Below are 16,256 nucleotides of genomic sequence, written 5' to 3'. Positions count from 1 at the left end.
AATCTGCAAAAGACTCGAGGCCTGGGTGGCTGTTAGCTCCAGGGCGAATGCCTGCAGAATCTTTTTCTGCCTATATCTGCTTAAATTGCTGTTATCCATTGACTTACAAGGTGATTTCTTGTACTTTGATAGTCAAGCCCCAATGCAGGGAGCGCCGGAAAGGGATTGGGGGATAGGCACTTTGTTTCGCCGCTGTTTCCCTGCTAGCCCTGCTTCCACAGCTGGAAGGTATAGGCATAGGCGTGGCGATCATCAGCCGGATGGGCCTCTTGCCAAGTGAGCCGGAAGTAGGCGGGTAGGGCAGGGAAGAAGGTGTCGCCTGCCAGCTCGGTGTGGATGCGGGTAAGGTACACCTGGTCTACTACACCCAGCTCAAGTGCCTGCCGGAAGAGCTGCGCCCCCCCCGCAATAAATAGGCCTAGGGCTGCATAGGCATCCAGGCCCTCTTTCAGGCTATGCACCACCGTGGTGCCATCGGCCTGCCAGCTGCGATTTTGGGTCAGCACTACGGTCGTGCGTCCCGGCAGGGCACGCCCAATGCTGTCCCAGGTTTTGCGGCCCATCAGCAGCACGTGGCCGTGTGTTTTTTCCTTGAAAAACCGCAGGTCATTGGGCAGATGCCAAGGCATACCGCCCGCTTTGCCTATCACCTGGTTTTCGGTAGCGGCTACAATGATCGAAACAGGCGGGTGGTTGGCCATACGTGCTATACGGCTACCGGAGCCTTGATGTGCGGGTGATGCTGATAGTCCAGCAGCTGGATGTCCTCGTACCGAAAGTCCTCTATCTGCCGGATTCCGGGGTTTAGCACCAGCCGGGGCAGGGGGTAGGGAGTGCGGCCTAGCTGTAGCCGGGCCTGCTCCTGGTGGTTTTGGTACAGGTGCACATCCCCAAAGGTGTGGATGAATTCGCCGGGTTGCAGCCCACACACCTGCGCCACCAGGTGGGTTAGCAGGGCATAGCTGGCAATATTGAAGGGTACGCCCAGAAATACATCTGCACTGCGCTGGTACAGCTGGCAGCTAAGCCGGCCCCCTGCTACATAAAACTGGAACAGCACGTGGCAGGGAGGCAGGGCCATTTCTGGTAGCTGGGCTACATTCCAGGCATTTACCATCAGGCGGCGGCTGTTCGGGTTGGTGCGGATCTGTTCGATAACCTGTCCTAGCTGGTCTATCGCACCCGCTGGCCCTGGCCAGCTGCGCCACTGTACACCATACACGGGGCCCAGTTCTCCGTTCTCATCTGCCCACTCGTCCCAGATGCTTACGCCATTTTCTTTCAGATAGGCAATGTTGCTGCTGCCCCGGATAAACCACAGCAGCTCATGCACCACGCTTTTCCAGTGTATCTTCTTGGTAGTAACCAGCGGAAAGCCTGCCTGTAGATCAAAGCGCATCTGATAGCCGAACACGGAGCGTGTGCCCGTGCCTGTGCGGTCGTCTTTGTCTATCCCGGCCTGCAGAATGTGCGCTAGCAGCTGGTGATACGCCTCCATCTGGCAAAAATAAGCAGATTTTGGTGTCGCTTCGTTTCTGTGTGTTAATGCCCTACTTTTGTGCGACCGTAGCCAGTATGCTTGCCTACCTGTTTGCCCTGCCTTTTCTATACCTGATAGCCCTGCTGCCCATGTGGGCTCTGTATAGGGTGAGTGATGGCCTGTACCTGCTGCTGTACCGTGTGCTGGGCTACCGCAGGGCGGTGGTGTGGCAGAACCTGAGCCGGGCCTTTCCGGATAAATCAGAGGCTGAGCGCCAGGCTATTATGAAGGCCTACTACCACCACCTGTGCGACCTGCTACTGGAGACCTTCAAGCTACTGACCTTTAGCCAGAAGCAGCTACAGCGGCGCTGCTCTTTCCGGAACATGGAGGTGTTTGAGCAGCTGGCAGCCCAGGGCCGCAGCTGCGTGGCGGTGATGGGCCACCTGGGCAATTGGGAGTGGACGGGTGCCAGCGCGGGTACATTTGTTCCCCACAGGATATATGCATTGTACAAGCCACTGAGCAACAAATACTTTGATAGGCTGGTATACCGTATGCGCAGCCGCTTTGGCACCCACCTGCTCAGCATGCACGAGTCGGTACGCTACATGATGGGCAACACGGCGGAGCTGAGCGCCACCACCTTCATAGCCGACCAAACGCCCGCCCCACAGGGGGCCTACTGGACCACCTTTCTCCATCAGCCCACACCGATCTTTTGGGGGACAGAGAAGATAGCACGCAAGCTGAACCTGCCCGTAGTGTATGTCGGGGTATACAAGCGCCGGCGTGGCTACTATGAGATTGTACCGGAACTGCTGGAGGCAGAGCCTGCCCGCACGCGGCCCGGCGAACTAACCGAGCGCCATACCCGCCGCCTGGAGCAGGATATTTACGCCAGTCCGCCCTACTGGCTATGGAGCCACCGCCGGTGGAAACACGCACCACCCACAAACTGGCATCATGGAGAATCCCTAGCAAGGAATGATTAAAACCCCATGGTCAGGAAAGTATTGTGTGCCTGACCGTCTAGTTATACTCCCTACAATAGCCGTCCTGGGTGTGGAAGGCAATGCTGCGTTCGGCAGCAAAATAGCTGCCTCCGGGATAACCGGCATCCCAGTCCAGGTTCATCCACAGTCCGGTTTCATCGTCTCGGAAATAGAAGGATTTTCCCCCCTCTTTCTCCGTATGGGGGTACCTTTTCTTCAGGTAGGCTAGCACCTGGTTTTTATCTGTAGCACCCAGGTTTACCTCGCAGTAGCTGTGTCCCTGGTTGCCCTGGTACGCTTTCTGGATCCGCACATCTCCGCCTATGGCCCCAATGAGGGTGCCCACCAGGATGGCAAAGTCATCGCAATCTCCACTATAGCTGGCCTGCAGGCTGTGGTGTGCCGCACTCAGGTACTCCAGGCTCCGGGGGTCGTTTACATACCTCCACTGTGCCAGGCAGTGGTCATATATCTCGCACACCTGCCCCAGGTTGTACGTTCCAGGGCTCTTTCCTGCTAGCTGCACGGCCAGGTTTCGGCAGCTTGGTTCGCTATAGGTCATGGCCTGCTTTAGCTGCTGCATCTCCAGCCCATAGCTACAGGCTGGTTCTGGGGCTGGGCTTGCCAGGTCTATCAGTAGGGCGGGTGCCTCGGTTTGGCGGTATAGCTCTGCCGGTCTATGCGTTTGAGGATTAGGTTTTCGGCCAGGGCTGGGCGCCACGGTTGGCACAGGCCTGTACCACAGTAGCATACCCAGCACAGCACCTACGGGTGCCAGGCTCCGTGCCCACCTCTGTGCCACGCTGTATCTCATGCCACGCATTGGCTCCAAGATACGTGTTTTTGGCAACAATAGTTTGACTGAGATCGGATGAAAATTGTGGGTGGATAGGTGGTGGTGGGTCGCATATCGTGAGACATACGCTATTTTGCACCATGGAGCGGCAAGAAGAGAAACCCTTTCGTCCTGGCTATTTCCAGCTGGTGCGGCGCAACTCGTACAACTTCATCTTTGCAGGCAAGCTGCTGGTGCTCTATGAGCTTAGCCAGCTGCTCCTGTCGGGCGAACTACAGGTTACCAATGCCATCGACAGCCTTTTCAAGCAGGCCTTTGCCGCCATTCCCCAGGGCACGCTGTATGTTAGCCTGGGCCTGCTGCTGATCGGGCTGTTTGTGCTGGCGCAAGACCATCGTCAGGGCTACAAAATTCGCCTGGGGGTATTTGGCTGGATGTGGGCCGAGAGCCTGCTCTGGGCTTTGGTGGTCTTCTTCAACCTGTCCTTGCTCGTCCGCTATCTACCCCTGAATATGAGCCTGGCGGTTGGTGCGAATGGTCTGCTGCCTATGCTGACAGGCTCGGGCATTACCTACGCGCAGAAACTGAGCCTCAGCCTGGGTGCCGGTTTTTACGAGGAGCTTTTTTTTCGGCTTATCCTGGTGAAGCTTATCCTGCTGGGGCTTGTGTTTGCGGGTATGCGTCGGGATGGACTAGGCACCCAGTTCCTGGTGGTGCTGATAACGGCTATCTTGTTCAGCCTGGCGCACTTCCAGTTTGTTATCGGCGGTGCAGGCGATGCCTGGGGCTGGTATCCGTTCTTTTATCGGGCCGCTTTTGGCGTCATCATGAGCCTGCTGCTGTTGCTGCGGGGATTTGGCATCACTGCCTGGACACACGCGCTCTATGATATACTGGTGTTTACGCTGGTATAGAACTATTTTTGTTCTTTCCCTTACTAGAATTTTAGGATGGTCTTTACACTCCTGGCACGGTCTCGGCTGGTTAGCACCTCGCGGTCATTTGTCAGCACAATCTTAAACCGATTTCCGAACCAGAGTACAATTTCGCGTATGCTGCTAATATTAACAATGGCACCCCGGCTTACGCGCATAAACTGCTCCTGTGGCAGCTTCTTCTCCAGGGCTTCCAGCGTCATATTTATGCTGTAGCGTTTTTCTGCAGTATAGATGTTTGTGTTGCGGTTTTCTACTTCTATGCTGATTACCTCCTTGTAGTCCAGTAGTTTGTACCGATCTGCGGTGGGTACAGGTATTTTGTGCAGTGCCTGGGCCGACAGGTTTTCGCCTATCTCCTCAGCAGCGGCAGCTACTTTTTCTTTCCGCGCACCCAGTCCTTTTTCCAGCTTTTCGATGGTCTGCACCAGCCGCTCCTGGCTGAATGGCTTGAGCAGGTAGTCTACTGCATTCAGCTCAAAGGCCTGTATGGCATGCTCGTGGTAGGCCGTGGCAAACACAACCTGGGGGCTTACATCTTCGGGCAAGTTTTGTATAATCTCCAGGCCATTCATGCCCGGCATCTCAATGTCCAGGAAGGCAACCTCCGGCTTTAGCTGGCAGATGTAGTTAAAGGCATCCAGGCCATTGGAAGAGATATTTACAATCTCCAGCTGTTCAAATTCCTGGAGCAGCCGCACCATTTTATTGCGGGCTGGGGCTTCGTCATCGGCAACGAGTACGTGGATTTTATGCATGGGTAACAGGAATTTTGAGCGTAACCAGGGTGCCAGCCCCCGTGTTATCAAAGGTGAGCTGCTGGCCTTGGGGGTATAAGTTACGCATACGGGCGATAATGTTGCGCAGGCCGGTGCCTTTCTCTATACGTTCGGCCTGGATGCCGGGCCCGTTATCGTACACGGTGCATACTAGCTGGCCTGCGCTGTACCGTGCCGTTATCTCTATTCGGCCCTGCTCCACCTGCTTTGCTATGCCGTGCTTAATGCAGTTTTCTACCAGGGTTTGTAGCACAAAGGCAGGTATCTCCACCTGCTGGGCGGCTTCTTCCACCTCTATGCGTGTGCTTAGGCGGCTTCCAAAGCGGATCTGCTCGATATCCAGATAGCTGCGCACCAGGCTTAGCTCTTCGGCCAGGGGTACAAAGTTGGCCCCACTTACGCGCAGCGTGTAGCGGAAGATAAAGGCCAGTTTCTCGATGGCCTGTTCGGCCAGATTGGGGCTGCTGTGCACCAGGTCGGATATGGTGTTCAGGGTGTTGAACAGGAAGTGTGGGTTTATCTGGCTACGCAGGGCAGCCAGGTTTGCCTCCAGGTTTTTCTGTACCAGCTCTTTTTCTCGCTCCAGCAGGTACAGGATTTCCAGGCTGAGGCGTGCCTGGGTGGCCAGCCGGGCCAGGTATTCGGTTTCGCCCAGGTGGTATACCCCGGTTTTTCGGGGCCCCAGCAGCATAAGCCCCAGCCGCTCCTGCTGCTGGTGCAGCGGGAAGACGAGTGCTACATTCCGGCTGGTAAGCCACTGCTCCAGGTGGGGTGCCAGGCTCAGGTTGTTCAGCTGTTTGGCACTGCTCCACAGGGTCTGCTGTGCCAGCAGGGGGTTAATCTGGGCGAGCACCTCATTGTCCTCGGCACTTAGGGGGCTGCTGCTGTGGTCGTCTGTATGCAGCTCGCAAAACTGGGCCTGGGCAAAATAGGCGGCCTCTACGGCCACATCGTCCACCAGTTTTTTCGAACTGGTATACCGCGGGATGCGCTGCAAGAAGGCCTGCAGTTGCTGCTCGCGGCGTGCCGGGCCCAGGGGCAGCACCCGGTTAAACCAGTCCTGGTAGCGCAGGTATAAGTAGCGTATGCCCAGCACCAGTGCCGAGATGATGCCAATCTCTAGCAGCCCCCGGTTCAGGGCATTGCCCAGCAGGCTCTCTAGCAGCACATCCAGCAGCAGGTATACCAGCAGGATGCCACTGAGGCCCAGGGCCAGGGCCAGGCTGCGGCCCAGCACCAGGCTTACATTGCCATAGGCCAGCAGGTTGCGTGCCCCCAGGCCCAGGGGCAGGATCAGGCTAAACTGGAGGCCCGCATATAGCCAGATGCGGGCCGATCGGCCCAGCAGGTGGGGCTGCCAGCTATCGGCCCACAGCACGCACAGTGCCGCACCCATCACGAGCATGAGCAGCAGCAGGGCCTGCTGTGTGCGGCGCTGCCGGGCCTGCCGGCGCTGAAAGCCCAGGCCTACCACCACATGCACCACAAAAAAGAGATGCAGGGCCTGATAGGCCCACAGCTGATAGGGGGTAAACACCCGGTACAGCATTACCTGTGCCAGCAGCGCCATCCACAGCCCCAGGCCCAGCAGGATGCTGGGCAGGCTATACCGGATGCTACGCTGGTGGGCGGTGTGGAACACCAGCACCGTGAGGCAGAGCCAGAGCAGTGCCGCACCCAGAAAGCCTATTTGCTCGAACCCCAAGTACCGGAAGTGGTCATCCAGCGTTAGCACCACATGCCGTGCCCCCTGCCACAGCACCCACAGCAGGGCCAGCAGGAGCAGGAGCAGCAGGCTACGTATGCCCTGAATCCGGGTGCGAAAAAAAGGAATAAGCAGGCTGAGCAGGGCCAGGCTACTGCCCCCCAGCAGGGCCAGGTATACGATGTAGAGCTGCCAGGCTGCGGCATCTTCGGCAAAGAGAAAAACCGGCTTGTAGGTAGTCTGCACAAACAGGGCTAGCCTACGGGCGGGCTGCTGGCCGGCCCCAGGCCGCAGCAGCTGGTACAGGCGCACGGTGCCCGGTGCGGCTGCCCGCGAGAGGGTGTGGGCAAGGTGGGCGCTGGGTATGGGCTGATAGTCGATCGACTCCAGCTCGTCTCCCGGCTGGATATAGTCTTGCCGGATCCAGCTGTTTTGCCGGATGGGGGGCAGCACCTGCCGGGCATAGGGACCCCGGGGGCCGTCGGCCCACATCACCCAGTCGGTACCTGGATACTGCTGTAGCCGGGTGTCGCTCAGCTCGGCAGCCTCGTGCAGGTTCGGCAGGCGCAGCACCAGGCCGATGGCTGTGGCTGCCAGCAGTAGCCACACTACTATAAAAAGACTACCGGTTTTAGGCAGATTCAAGGCTTGGAAAGATTTGGGCACGGGCGGCCCGCTATAGCCCGCAAGGTACCAAAAGGCCACAAGAAAAGCGACTGAACCCCCGCATCCGAAACGCGAATTGGAACCAGATTTTTTGCAGGGATCTGGCTGCCGTAAGTACACCCCATTGGCCACGCCATTTTCTCCCCCGGGGCCTTACCGGGTGTAGCATAAAATACGATCTTACGCAATGAACGATCAAGACCTAAGCCTGCGCCAGGTGCAGGAGGCCGTGGACCACTGGGTTCGCAGCATTGGGCAGCGCTACTTTAGCGAGCTGACCAATATGGCCATCCTGACCGAGGAGGTGGGCGAGCTGGCCCGCATTATGGCCCGTAAATTTGGCGATCAATCCTTCAAAGCCGGAGAGAAAGACGACCTGGCCGACGAAATGGCAGATGTGCTGTGGGTGCTGGTGTGCCTGGCCAACCAGACGGGCGTGGACCTGAGCCAGGCCTTTGTGCGGAACATCGAAAAGAAAACCCGCCGCGATAGAGAGCGGCACCAGCAGAACCCAAAATTGAAGTAACAAGGCAGGTATGGGCTGCGCCCTGGATGGAGTAGGGGTGCGTGAAAAAACAATGAATTGTTGCGAAAAAGTGAAATTGAACCTAGATTTCCACCCCGATTGAACTCCAACCGCGTGATTTATGAAAATTCTGCTACTTAGTGCCTCTTTCTGCCTGCTTATCTTCCGCATTGCCCAGGCTCAGCCGCTGAATCCCGGAAACGTAGGGGGCAGCCAAACCCTCTGCCCCGGTGGCAACCCTGCCGCCTTTACCAGCGAGGCCGCTGCCAGCGGGGGTACCGGCACCCTTAGCTACCAGTGGCAGAGTAGCACCGTGCTGCTGGGCGATTATACCGAGATTACCGGTGCTACCCAGGCTACCTATGATCTGGGTGCTCAGGCTGCCTCCGGCGTTACCTACTATCGCCGCCGGGTTACCGATACCTTTAGTCCCCCCCGGGTTGCCTACAGCGATACACTGACAGTAACCGTAGGCCCGGGCAATGCCATTACCACCCAGCCCACCAGCGCAGATGTAGGTACAGGGCGCCGTTCCAAGCTGAAGGTTGCTGCAAGAGGCCAAAGCCTGACCTACCAGTGGCAAAAGAGCCTCACAGAGACCGGTACCTTCCAGAACATTGACGGCGCTACCCGAGATACCCTGGTATTCAACAATGCCAGCCTGGCCGACACGGGCTACTACCGTGTGGTGGTGAGCGGTACCTGCGGCAGTGCCCTTACCAGCAGTGTAGCCCGGCTGCGCGTGTTTGTTATTACCCGCCGAGATCCATCCGCCAGCCTTGGCAGCCTGAAACTGTACCCCAACCCCGTACGCGCGGAGCTGAACATAGAGCTGGAAAAGGCCGACCCCTACACCCTGCGCATCCTGAACCTGCAGGGGCAGGAGGTGGCCGCTGCCACCTTTGTAGGCAGTACGCACCGCCTGAGCACCGCCGCCCTGCCCGCTGGCACCTATCTGCTAGAGGTCTCGGGCACATCGGGGCTGGCTACACAGCGCATCGTGGTGCAGTAGGGGGGGCTCTGGCTTGGGCGATACGATGCAACAGGCTAGAGGCCATAGCAAGTCTATTATTAACCAACTGAGCCTGTGCCGCGCACCTTCTGTACCAGATAGGGGGGAGGTGAGCAAAATGCCCCCGCCAGTTTAGACCGACCTGTCCCCATACACGGAACCGAGTGCTTCGTGTATTCCACATGGTTTATCCGGATTTTTATGCTCGAAATCCTGCAGCGCATCACCCATTTTCTGCCCATTGCTACTACATTGGTTAGCATCCTGTTCGGCCGTGTGCTGTGGCTGCACTGGCGGCGCAAACCCCAGGCTACCTACCTGCTGGTGTGGTTTATTGGCATCGTGGCGTATGGGGTGGGCACCCTTACCGAGAGCCTGACGGCCCTGCTGGACTGGCAGGAACCGGTCTTCTACGCCTGGTTCATCAGCGGGGCACTACTGGGCGGGGCACCCCTGGCCCAGGGCACGGTATACCTGTTGTTCAATCGGCGTTTTGCCCACCTTACCAGTGCCCTGCTGGTGCTTACTGTGCTGGTAGCCAGTTTCTTTATCCTGCGTTCGCCCATTGATTACAGCCAAGTGGAACCCCAGCGGCTAAGTGGCGCGGTGCTCGTACACCAGTGGGTACGGTGGTTTTCGCCTTTCATTAATACCTATGCGGTTATCTTCCTGATTGGCGGAGCTTTTTACTCGGCCTTCAGGTATCGCCGCCAGCCCGATGGCACCCGGCGCTACCAGGGCAACATCTGGATAGCCGTGGGGGCCCTGCTGCCGGGCATAGGCGGGGGGGCCGCCCGCGCAGGTTATGTAGAGGTGCTGTACGTGGGCGAGCTGGTGGGCCTGCTCTGCATCTGGCAGGGCTATCGGGTTATCCGCTCGGCCTACAGCGGTAGTGTGCATGCAGCGCAGCAGCAGGCCGCAGCCCTGCCCTAAGGGGGGGCGGTACACGGGACATCATGCCGCGCCTAGCGGTGCTTCTTTTGGTACTGCTGTACCAGCCGGCTGTAGGTGGCATCCAGCAGGGGGGCCAGCTGCCCCCAGCGTTCTGCGCCAGGGTTCAGGATGCACACGTAGCGCATCCAGGCATATACCGGGTGGGGCGTCAGCACGTCCAGCGCCTGCCAGTCGGTCCCCGCAGGCAGCTGCACCACGCCGCCCTTGGGTGGCCGTGCAGGCTTGGGGCCAAAGAGGGCCGTATAGGCCCTGTCGTCCAGCCCAAAGCTGAGCCGGAACACCCCGGGCCGGTCTAGCGCACTGGCTTTGTCATGGGGGCCATCTGCGGTTTTCAGTGTGGCAAAGTACATGCCATTGGGCAGTAGGCCAGCGGGGTTATAAAATAGCGAACGCTCGGAGTACGCTGTTTTGGCTACCAACCCGGCATAGCGGGCCAGCAGCAGCGCTTCTATCGTCTGGGGGGTGTGCATCGAACTCAAAGGTCAAAAAAAATGTAGTCTTTCTTCCTTACATTTTTTCCTCATTGCCCCCCCATACCCAAGTACCATGAAGCAGATACACTTCGGCTTTTTCCTTTTCGTTGTCCTGACCGGCCTTATGGCTCCCGCAGCGGTGCAGGCCCAGCAGCGCATCAGCTACGAAGAAATGGTCCGCCTGCGTAAGCAGCAGCCAGGCCAGATCCTGGATGTGCGGGCCGACTGGGAGTATCGGCAGGGCCACCTGCCCTGTGCCCAGCTGGTAGATGTAAATGCCGATGACTTTGCCACCAAAATCCGGCAGCTGGATAAGTCTCAGCCCTACTACGTGTATTGCTATGCCGGTGGCCGCAGCGCCGAAGCTAGCCAGATTATGACGAAGGCAGGCTTCAAGCAGGTATACAATGTTTCGGAGGGCATCTCGGGCTTTCAGAAGAAGAAGATCCCCCTCACTGCCGGGGATAAGGCCTGCCCCTAGGCACGCTTTTGTACCGCGCCTGTTTACTTTAGGCTAATCCTTGTGTACCTTCGTACCCGATAATCCTACTTGGTATTTTCGCTATGGCAGACTTTCTGGTACCCACCTCTCCTGCACAGGGAGAAAAAAGGCAAGCTACCGCAGAGCGGGGCGAGTTCAGCTTCTTCCCCAAGCACCACCGCGCACTGTATGGCAGGCTGGATAGCAAGCACACCAGCGTAGAGATAGACGAAACGGACCCGCTGGGTACCCAGATGGTGCTAAACATAGGCCCCCAGCACCCGGCTACGCACGGCGTACTGCGCCTGGTAACGGCCCTAGATGGCGAGAAGATAGCCAAATGCGTGGTAGACGTGGGCTACCTGCACCGCGGGATAGAAAAACTTGCCGAGTATAAAACCTACCAGGAGTTTATGCCCTATACGGACCGCATGGACTACCTGAGCCCCTACAACAGCAACGTGGCCTGGTGTACGGCGGTGGAGAAGCTGGCCGGCATAGAGGTGCCCCTGCGTGCACAGTACATCCGCACCATAGCCTGCGAGCTGGCCCGCATATCGGCCCACCTGCTGTGGCTGGGCACCATGGTGATGGATGCCGGTGCCATATCTGTATTCATGTGGACGTTTCGCGAGCGCGAGAACATCTACAGCCTGTTCGACAAGCTGGCCGGTGTGCGCTTTACCGTAAGCCACTGCCGCATTGGCGGTATACAGTACGACCTGGAAGATAGTATGCTCGCCGAGATCCGCGCCTTCCTCAAAAACTTCTACAAAGAGTACAAGGGCTGGCAGAAGCTGCTGTACAAGAATGCCATCCTGGTGAACCGGGTAAAGGATGTGGGCGTGGTTACCCGCGAGGAGGCCGTTGCCTATGGCTTTACCGGCCCCAACCTGCGTGGAAGCGGGGTGGCGCACGACATACGCAATGCCGAGCCCTACCTGGTGTACGACCAGGTGGACTGGGACATACCCATCCGTACCGAGGGCGACTGTATGGCCCGCTTCATGGTACGTATGGACGAGATAGAGCAGAGCGTGCGCATACTGGAGCAGTGTATGGCCCGGCTGCCCAAGGGCATCATCCGCGCAGACAATGCCAAACAGGCCTATGCCAGCAAGGATGAAGTGTACTACAGCATGGAGGGCATGATACACGACTTCATGATGACCGATGTGGGCACCGTAGCCCCCAAGGGCGCCGAGGCCTACCACGCCGTAGAAGCCCCCAAGGGCGAGCTAGGCTTCTACCTGCTGAGCGATGGCACCGGGGCGCCCTGGCGCATGAAGATGAAGAGCCCCTCGGCTGCCAACCTGCAGGTGCTGGAGAAGATGATGGAAGGCAATATGGTGGCCGATACCGTGGTGCTCATCGGCTCCATCGACCCGGTGATGGGCGAGGCCGACAAGTAGGCCCCACGCATAGCCCATTTAGGTTTCGCCTTTGCGGTGCCGGTAGCTGGCTCCGCCCCTTGGCCCACAGGCTTGCCCGGTGCCTTTGGCTATGCCTGGCACAAAAAGATGAGCCGGGGCGAGTCCGCCGTACGAAAGGGAGACAGGCTATAATCACCCCAGCGGGCCAGTACCGTAAAGCCAGTGCGGATCAGCAGGTTTCGCAGCATCGGCTCCGTTAGCAGCTGCACCCGCTCCTGGTAGTGGTAGCTCTGCCCGGCATCCCGAAACCGAATGTCCTTGTGCACATACCCCCGGATGAGGCGCCGGCGGAGGTCGAACCGGATGCCCTCGCGCAGCAGCACCTCCTGTGGCACCAGCGTATGGGCTACCTGGTCTGCATTCATAAAGTCGAGCACAAAGCGTCCGCCGGGCTTTAGGCTTGCCTTTACGCCAGTCAGCACCCGCAGGTTGTCGGTCAGGGTGGAGAAGTAGCCGAAGCTGGTGAATAGGTTCAGCACCGCATCGAAGCGGTGGGTATAGCCCAGGTGCCGCATGTCTGCCACTTCATAGTGCAGGCCATCGGCCTCGTATTGCCGCGCATGGGCTATGCTCTGTGGGCTAAGGTCTACCCCCAGCACCCGGTAGCCCTGCCGGTGCAGGGCCCGTGCGTGCCGGCCCTTTCCGCAGGCCAGGTCTAGCACTGCGGCCCCGGCAGCCAGGCCTAGCCGGGGTGCCAGCACCTCTATCAGCGCATCGGCCTCGGCCTGGCTGCGGTGCCCATACAGCAGGTGGTAGTAGGGGCTGTCAAACCATTCGGCAAACCACTCGGCATCGCGTGTGGGCATCTCTGGGGCTTCGGTTTCAGTGTGCATGGGCATGGATCAGGCTAAGAAGGAAACGGGTAGAGAGGGGTCCTGTTTCATCCCCCAGCGCCCCGGCATGGTGCTAGGCAGTGCCAGAGGGGCTATCGTTTGGTTGGTTTCGCGTACAGGCAGGGTATCCGCATGCTTGCGTTTGCGATGGTGGGCAGGCGGCTTGTTGGCAGGCCGCGTACCCTCATTTTGCAGCATGATTGCATCTCAAACCAAATATCCAGCCGGATTGTTCATCTTGTAGCGGAAAGGCGCGGATTAACGTGCGAGGTGATATGATAGAAGAAAAACACAAGACCGAGGAATACGACCTGCTGGGCATGACATGCCTTAGCTGCGCCGACAGTGCCCAGCGTGCCCTGGCCCGGGTGCCGGGGGTGCACCAGGCCGAGGTAAATTTCGTTGGCCGGTCGGCCCGGGTTGACTACGACCCGCAGCAGGCACAGTTTGAGCAGCTGGCCGCTGCGGTAAGGACGGCAGGCTACACCCTGGTAGCCGATAAGCGCGACCTTCAGCAGGCCAGCAAGACCTATTTCTCCGACCTGCGCCTACGGGTGTGGGTGGCCTTTGGCTTTGCAGTTCCCATTTTTGTTCTCAGCCTGTTCTTTCCGCACAGCTTCGCCGGGCAGGCCTGGGTAGAGCTGGCACTTAGCCTGCCGGTAGTTTTCTATGCTGGCCGCGGCTTTTACCTGAATGCCTACCGGCAGGCCCGCCATGGGCAGATCAGCATGGATACCCTGGTGGCCCTGGGCACTGGCTCGGCCTTTGTAGTGGCGCTGCTGGGCGTGCTGTTTCCGGGCAGTGCGCTGCACCGCATGCCCGTACACTTTGAGAGTGCGGCGGTGGTCATCGCCTTCATCCTGGTGGGAAACTGGATAGAGGAATCGGCCAAGAACCGTACAGATGACGCACTGGACAGCCTGGGTAGCCTGCTGCCCCGCACCGCCACACGCCTTGGCCCCCAGGGGGCCGAGCAGATTGCTGTATCGGACATACGGGTGGGAGACCGCCTGGAGGTGGCACCCGGCATGGCCATACCGGTGGATGGCAGTGTGTGGCAGGGCGAAACCTATGTGGACGAAAGCATGCTGTCGGGCGAAAGTGTGCCGGTGCATAAGCAAAAGCCCGATACCCTGATGGCAGGCACCCAGAACCAGGATGGCACCATCCAGATGATAGCCCGCCAGGTGGGACAGGGCACCGTACTGCAGCAGATCATTGAGCAGGTAAAGCGGGCACAGGGCACACGGCCCCCGGCCCAGCGCCTGGCCGACCGTATCGCCGGCATCTTTGTGCCCCTGGTGCTGGCCATAGCCGTGCTGGCTGCCCTGGCCTGGGCCCTGTGGGTGCCCGGTGGCGACTGGACCATTGGCCTGTATACAGCCCTGGCTATCCTGGTAGTTTCTTGCCCCTGTGCGCTGGGGCTGGCCACGCCCGTGGCCATCAAGGTGGGCATGGGCACGGCCACCCGTGCAGGCATCCTGCTGCGCCATGCCACCGCCCTGGAGGTGGCAGCCCGGATGGACACCCTGGTTTTTGATAAAACGGGCACCCTCACCCGGGGTACACCCAGGGTGTACGAGGCCGAGTATGAGCCCGCGCTGGCCGGTGCCGCCGGCCAGTATATGGCACTGGTAGCTAGCACTGTGGCCGAGAGTGCCCACCCGCTGAGCAAGGCGGTGGGCGGCTATCTCCGCTCCCTTACACACACCAGCAGGCTGCCCGACCTGGTGCACCAGTACGGCGGAAAAGGGGTGGAAGCACACTTTGGCAGCTACATCGTACGTGTGGGCCGTGGGCAGTGGCTACTGGATAGCGGCTGCCAGCTGGGCCCGCAGCTACAGCAGGCTGCAGCCCGCATGGAGGCGCAGGGCTATAGCCTGGTATATGCGGCCGTAGACCGGCAGGTGTTTGGCCTGTTTGGCCTGGCAGACCAGGTAAAGCCCGAGAGTGCCGAGGTGCTGGGCCGCCTGAAGCAGGAAGGGGTGCAGGTGGTAATGCTTACTGGCGACCACCAGGCCGCCGCCGCCGCCGTGGCGGCCGAGCTGGACATACAGCACTGGCAGGCAGGCATGATGCCCGACCAGAAAGCAGCATACATACACGAACTGAAGGCTAAGGGACGAAAAGTGGCCATGCTGGGCGATGGCATAAACGATGCCGTGGCCTTTGCCGCTGCAGACCTGCCCATAGCCATGAGTACGGGGGCAGATATAGCCATAGACAGTGCAGATGTAGTGCTGCTGCACGGAAACCTGGCACTGCTGCTGCGCCTGCGCAGCCTTAGCCGCAGCACCCGTCGCATCATTCGCCAAAACCTGGCCTGGGCCTTTGCCTACAACCTGCTGGCCATCCCCCTGGCTGCCGGTGTGCTATACCCCCTGCTGCTATCGCCCATGGTGGCAGGCGGCCTTATGGCCGTCAGTTCCCTCACGGTGGTACTCAATAGCCTGCGCCTCCGAAAAAAACTGTAATTTTTTTACTCAAGGCGTTGGTTCGTGCCATTTATACGCCTATATTTGCCACTCTTTTTACAAGCGGCCTCCTTAGCTCAGCTGGTAGAGCAACTGATTTGTAATCAGTAGGTCGGCGGTTCGATCCCGTCAGGGGGCTCTGAAAAGAATGGTACAAGCTTATTTTAGGTAAGCTTCGTTTTTTGAAATCGTGCGTTTGTAGTACATTCTTTGTACGAGCATTGTTAAGTTCTCATTGAATCTCACGGGGAGTTGCCGGAGCGGTCAAACGGGGCGGACTGTAAATCCGTTGACTTATGTCTACAGTGGTTCGAACCCACTACTCCCCACCAAGATACAAACGAGAAGTTCCATACAGCGTAATCCGCGTAGTACATCCACAGCAGTCGGCATTCGCCTTCTTCCACAGCTGTAGAGATTAATACAAGTATAAGCGGGAGTAGCTCAATTGGTAGAGCATCAGCCTTCCAAGCTGAGGGTTGCGGGTTCGAGTCTCGTCTCCCGCTCTGTTTTGGTACTTTCTTGTTTTCCATGCCGTGTCGAAAGACACAGACAGGATTCCAGTTACAAATCCCTGTCTGTCTTCCCCACCGGTTGTTTCTAATTAAAGCGGCAACGGTCCAACTGCTTCCAATCCGGGCCCTGCTACTGAGAAAAAAAGAGGCTAAGTAAAAGAGGACAAAAACGAGAAAGGCGTCATTTTGATAAGCATTA

General features: G+C 58.6%; 15 protein-coding genes and 3 tRNA genes. 11 read left to right on the top strand and 7 right to left on the bottom strand.

Annotated elements, in window-relative coordinates:
• Window positions 1–203: 203 nt before the first annotated feature.
• Both LW884_02895 and LW884_02890 read right to left on the bottom strand, forming a co-directional pair.
• Window positions 204–701 (bottom strand): dihydrofolate reductase, encoded by a 498-nt coding sequence (locus tag LW884_02895; protein ID MCE3007278.1) that lies wholly within the window; start codon window positions 699–701, stop codon window positions 204–206.
• A gap of 5 nt (window positions 702–706) precedes the next feature.
• On the bottom strand, window positions 707–1,498 hold the full coding sequence (locus LW884_02890; GenBank protein MCE3007277.1) for a thymidylate synthase: 792 nt from the start codon (window positions 1,496–1,498) through the stop codon (window positions 707–709).
• 47 nt (window positions 1,499–1,545) lie between these two features.
• On the opposite strand from LW884_02890, the gene LW884_02885 reads away from it, so the two are divergent.
• A complete protein-coding gene (locus LW884_02885; protein ID MCE3007276.1) occupies window positions 1,546–2,475 on the top strand; it encodes a lysophospholipid acyltransferase family protein in 930 nt (309 codons plus the stop codon).
• Between the two features lie 37 nt (window positions 2,476–2,512).
• Here the strand turns inward: LW884_02885 and LW884_02880 are convergent, their stop codons facing one another.
• Window positions 2,513–3,298 (bottom strand): hypothetical protein, encoded by a 786-nt coding sequence (locus LW884_02880; GenBank protein ID MCE3007275.1) that lies wholly within the window; start codon window positions 3,296–3,298, stop codon window positions 2,513–2,515.
• A 113-nt stretch (window positions 3,299–3,411) separates the two neighbouring features.
• Here LW884_02880 and LW884_02875 point away from each other — a divergent pair, with 113 nt between their 5' ends.
• A complete protein-coding gene (locus tag LW884_02875; protein MCE3007274.1) occupies window positions 3,412–4,185 on the top strand; it encodes a CPBP family glutamic-type intramembrane protease in 774 nt (257 codons plus the stop codon).
• A gap of 23 nt (window positions 4,186–4,208) precedes the next feature.
• Here the strand turns inward: LW884_02875 and LW884_02870 are convergent, their stop codons facing one another.
• Both LW884_02870 and LW884_02865 read right to left on the bottom strand, forming a co-directional pair.
• A complete protein-coding gene (locus LW884_02870; protein MCE3007273.1) occupies window positions 4,209–4,964 on the bottom strand; it encodes a LytTR family DNA-binding domain-containing protein in 756 nt (251 codons plus the stop codon).
• Entirely contained in the window at window positions 4,957–7,335 is a 2,379-nt protein-coding gene (locus tag LW884_02865; GenBank protein ID MCE3007272.1) for a histidine kinase, read from the bottom strand. The genes LW884_02870 and LW884_02865 overlap by 8 nt, the downstream gene beginning before the upstream one ends.
• Window positions 7,336–7,543: 208 nt before the next feature.
• Between LW884_02865 and LW884_02860 the strand changes: the two genes are divergently transcribed.
• The 3 genes from LW884_02860 (at window position 7,544) to LW884_02850 (ending at window position 9,827) form a co-directional block, all read left to right on the top strand.
• Window positions 7,544–7,882, top strand: coding sequence for a nucleotide pyrophosphohydrolase (locus LW884_02860; GenBank protein ID MCE3007271.1), 339 nt, complete (start codon window positions 7,544–7,546; stop codon window positions 7,880–7,882).
• 121 nt (window positions 7,883–8,003) lie between these two features.
• Window positions 8,004–8,894 carry a T9SS type A sorting domain-containing protein gene (locus LW884_02855; protein MCE3007270.1) on the top strand — a complete coding sequence of 297 codons (891 nt, stop codon included), beginning with the start codon at window positions 8,004–8,006 and terminating at the stop codon, window positions 8,892–8,894.
• A 201-nt stretch (window positions 8,895–9,095) separates the two neighbouring features.
• Complete coding sequence (locus LW884_02850) at window positions 9,096–9,827, top strand: hypothetical protein (GenBank protein MCE3007269.1); 732 nt, start codon at window positions 9,096–9,098, stop codon at window positions 9,825–9,827.
• 32 nt (window positions 9,828–9,859) lie between these two features.
• Here the strand turns inward: LW884_02850 and LW884_02845 are convergent, their stop codons facing one another.
• Window positions 9,860–10,318: a DUF6194 family protein gene (locus tag LW884_02845; protein MCE3007268.1), complete on the bottom strand. Its 459-nt coding sequence runs from the start codon at window positions 10,316–10,318 to the stop codon at window positions 9,860–9,862.
• Window positions 10,319–10,394: 76 nt separating this feature from the next.
• On the opposite strand from LW884_02845, the gene LW884_02840 reads away from it, so the two are divergent.
• Window positions 10,395–10,802, top strand: a complete 408-nt coding sequence (locus tag LW884_02840; protein ID MCE3007267.1) for a rhodanese-like domain-containing protein — start codon at window positions 10,395–10,397, stop codon at window positions 10,800–10,802.
• An 83-nt stretch (window positions 10,803–10,885) separates the two neighbouring features.
• Window positions 10,886–12,214, top strand: a complete 1,329-nt coding sequence (gene nuoD, locus LW884_02835) for an NADH dehydrogenase (quinone) subunit D (GenBank protein ID MCE3007266.1) — start codon at window positions 10,886–10,888, stop codon at window positions 12,212–12,214.
• A gap of 89 nt (window positions 12,215–12,303) precedes the next feature.
• Here nuoD and LW884_02830 read toward each other — a convergent pair whose 3' ends face one another.
• A complete protein-coding gene (locus tag LW884_02830; protein ID MCE3007265.1) occupies window positions 12,304–13,074 on the bottom strand; it encodes a class I SAM-dependent methyltransferase in 771 nt (256 codons plus the stop codon).
• Between the two features lie 269 nt (window positions 13,075–13,343).
• Between LW884_02830 and LW884_02825 the strand changes: the two genes are divergently transcribed.
• The 4 genes from LW884_02825 to LW884_02810 all read left to right on the top strand — a co-directional run bounded on the left by LW884_02825 (window position 13,344) and on the right by LW884_02810 (window position 16,048).
• Window positions 13,344–15,542 (top strand): cation-translocating P-type ATPase, encoded by a 2,199-nt coding sequence (locus LW884_02825; protein ID MCE3007264.1) that lies wholly within the window; start codon window positions 13,344–13,346, stop codon window positions 15,540–15,542.
• A 66-nt stretch (window positions 15,543–15,608) separates the two neighbouring features.
• Window positions 15,609–15,681, top strand: a tRNA-Thr gene (locus tag LW884_02820).
• 107 nt (window positions 15,682–15,788) lie between these two features.
• Window positions 15,789–15,874: transfer RNA gene (locus LW884_02815), tRNA-Tyr, on the top strand.
• A gap of 101 nt (window positions 15,875–15,975) precedes the next feature.
• Window positions 15,976–16,048: transfer RNA gene (locus LW884_02810), tRNA-Gly, on the top strand.
• The last annotated feature ends 208 nt before the right edge of the window (window positions 16,049–16,256 follow it).

The sequence above is a fragment of the Bacteroidota bacterium genome (genome assembly GCA_021300195.1).
Classification (GTDB): domain Bacteria; phylum Bacteroidota; class Bacteroidia; order J057; family JAJTIE01; genus JAJTIE01.
Note: the sequence above shows the minus strand (reverse complement) of the source record. Positions and strands in the feature narration are given on the sequence as shown.

Excerpts from the sequence above, each read along its gene's own strand:
- LW884_02895 (MCE3007278.1), bottom strand. The coding sequence starts at position 701 with ATGGCCAACCACCCGCCTGTTTCGATCATTGTAGCCGCTACCGAAAAC.
- LW884_02890 (MCE3007277.1), bottom strand. The coding sequence starts at position 1,498 with ATGGAGGCGTATCACCAGCTGCTAGCGCACATTCTGCAGGCCGGGATA.
- LW884_02885 (MCE3007276.1), top strand. The coding sequence starts at position 1,546 with ATGCCCTACTTTTGTGCGACCGTAGCCAGTATGCTTGCCTACCTGTTT.
- LW884_02880 (MCE3007275.1), bottom strand. The coding sequence starts at position 3,298 with ATGCGTGGCATGAGATACAGCGTGGCACAGAGGTGGGCACGGAGCCTG.
- LW884_02875 (MCE3007274.1), top strand. The coding sequence starts at position 3,412 with ATGGAGCGGCAAGAAGAGAAACCCTTTCGTCCTGGCTATTTCCAGCTG.
- LW884_02870 (MCE3007273.1), bottom strand. The coding sequence starts at position 4,964 with ATGCATAAAATCCACGTACTCGTTGCCGATGACGAAGCCCCAGCCCGC.
- LW884_02860 (MCE3007271.1), top strand. The coding sequence starts at position 7,544 with ATGAACGATCAAGACCTAAGCCTGCGCCAGGTGCAGGAGGCCGTGGAC.
- LW884_02855 (MCE3007270.1), top strand. The coding sequence starts at position 8,004 with ATGAAAATTCTGCTACTTAGTGCCTCTTTCTGCCTGCTTATCTTCCGC.
- LW884_02850 (MCE3007269.1), top strand. The coding sequence starts at position 9,096 with ATGCTCGAAATCCTGCAGCGCATCACCCATTTTCTGCCCATTGCTACT.
- LW884_02845 (MCE3007268.1), bottom strand. The coding sequence starts at position 10,318 with ATGCACACCCCCCAGACGATAGAAGCGCTGCTGCTGGCCCGCTATGCC.
- LW884_02840 (MCE3007267.1), top strand. The coding sequence starts at position 10,395 with ATGAAGCAGATACACTTCGGCTTTTTCCTTTTCGTTGTCCTGACCGGC.
- nuoD (MCE3007266.1), top strand. The coding sequence starts at position 10,886 with ATGGCAGACTTTCTGGTACCCACCTCTCCTGCACAGGGAGAAAAAAGG.
- LW884_02830 (MCE3007265.1), bottom strand. The coding sequence starts at position 13,074 with ATGCCCATGCACACTGAAACCGAAGCCCCAGAGATGCCCACACGCGAT.
- LW884_02825 (MCE3007264.1), top strand. The coding sequence starts at position 13,344 with ATGATAGAAGAAAAACACAAGACCGAGGAATACGACCTGCTGGGCATG.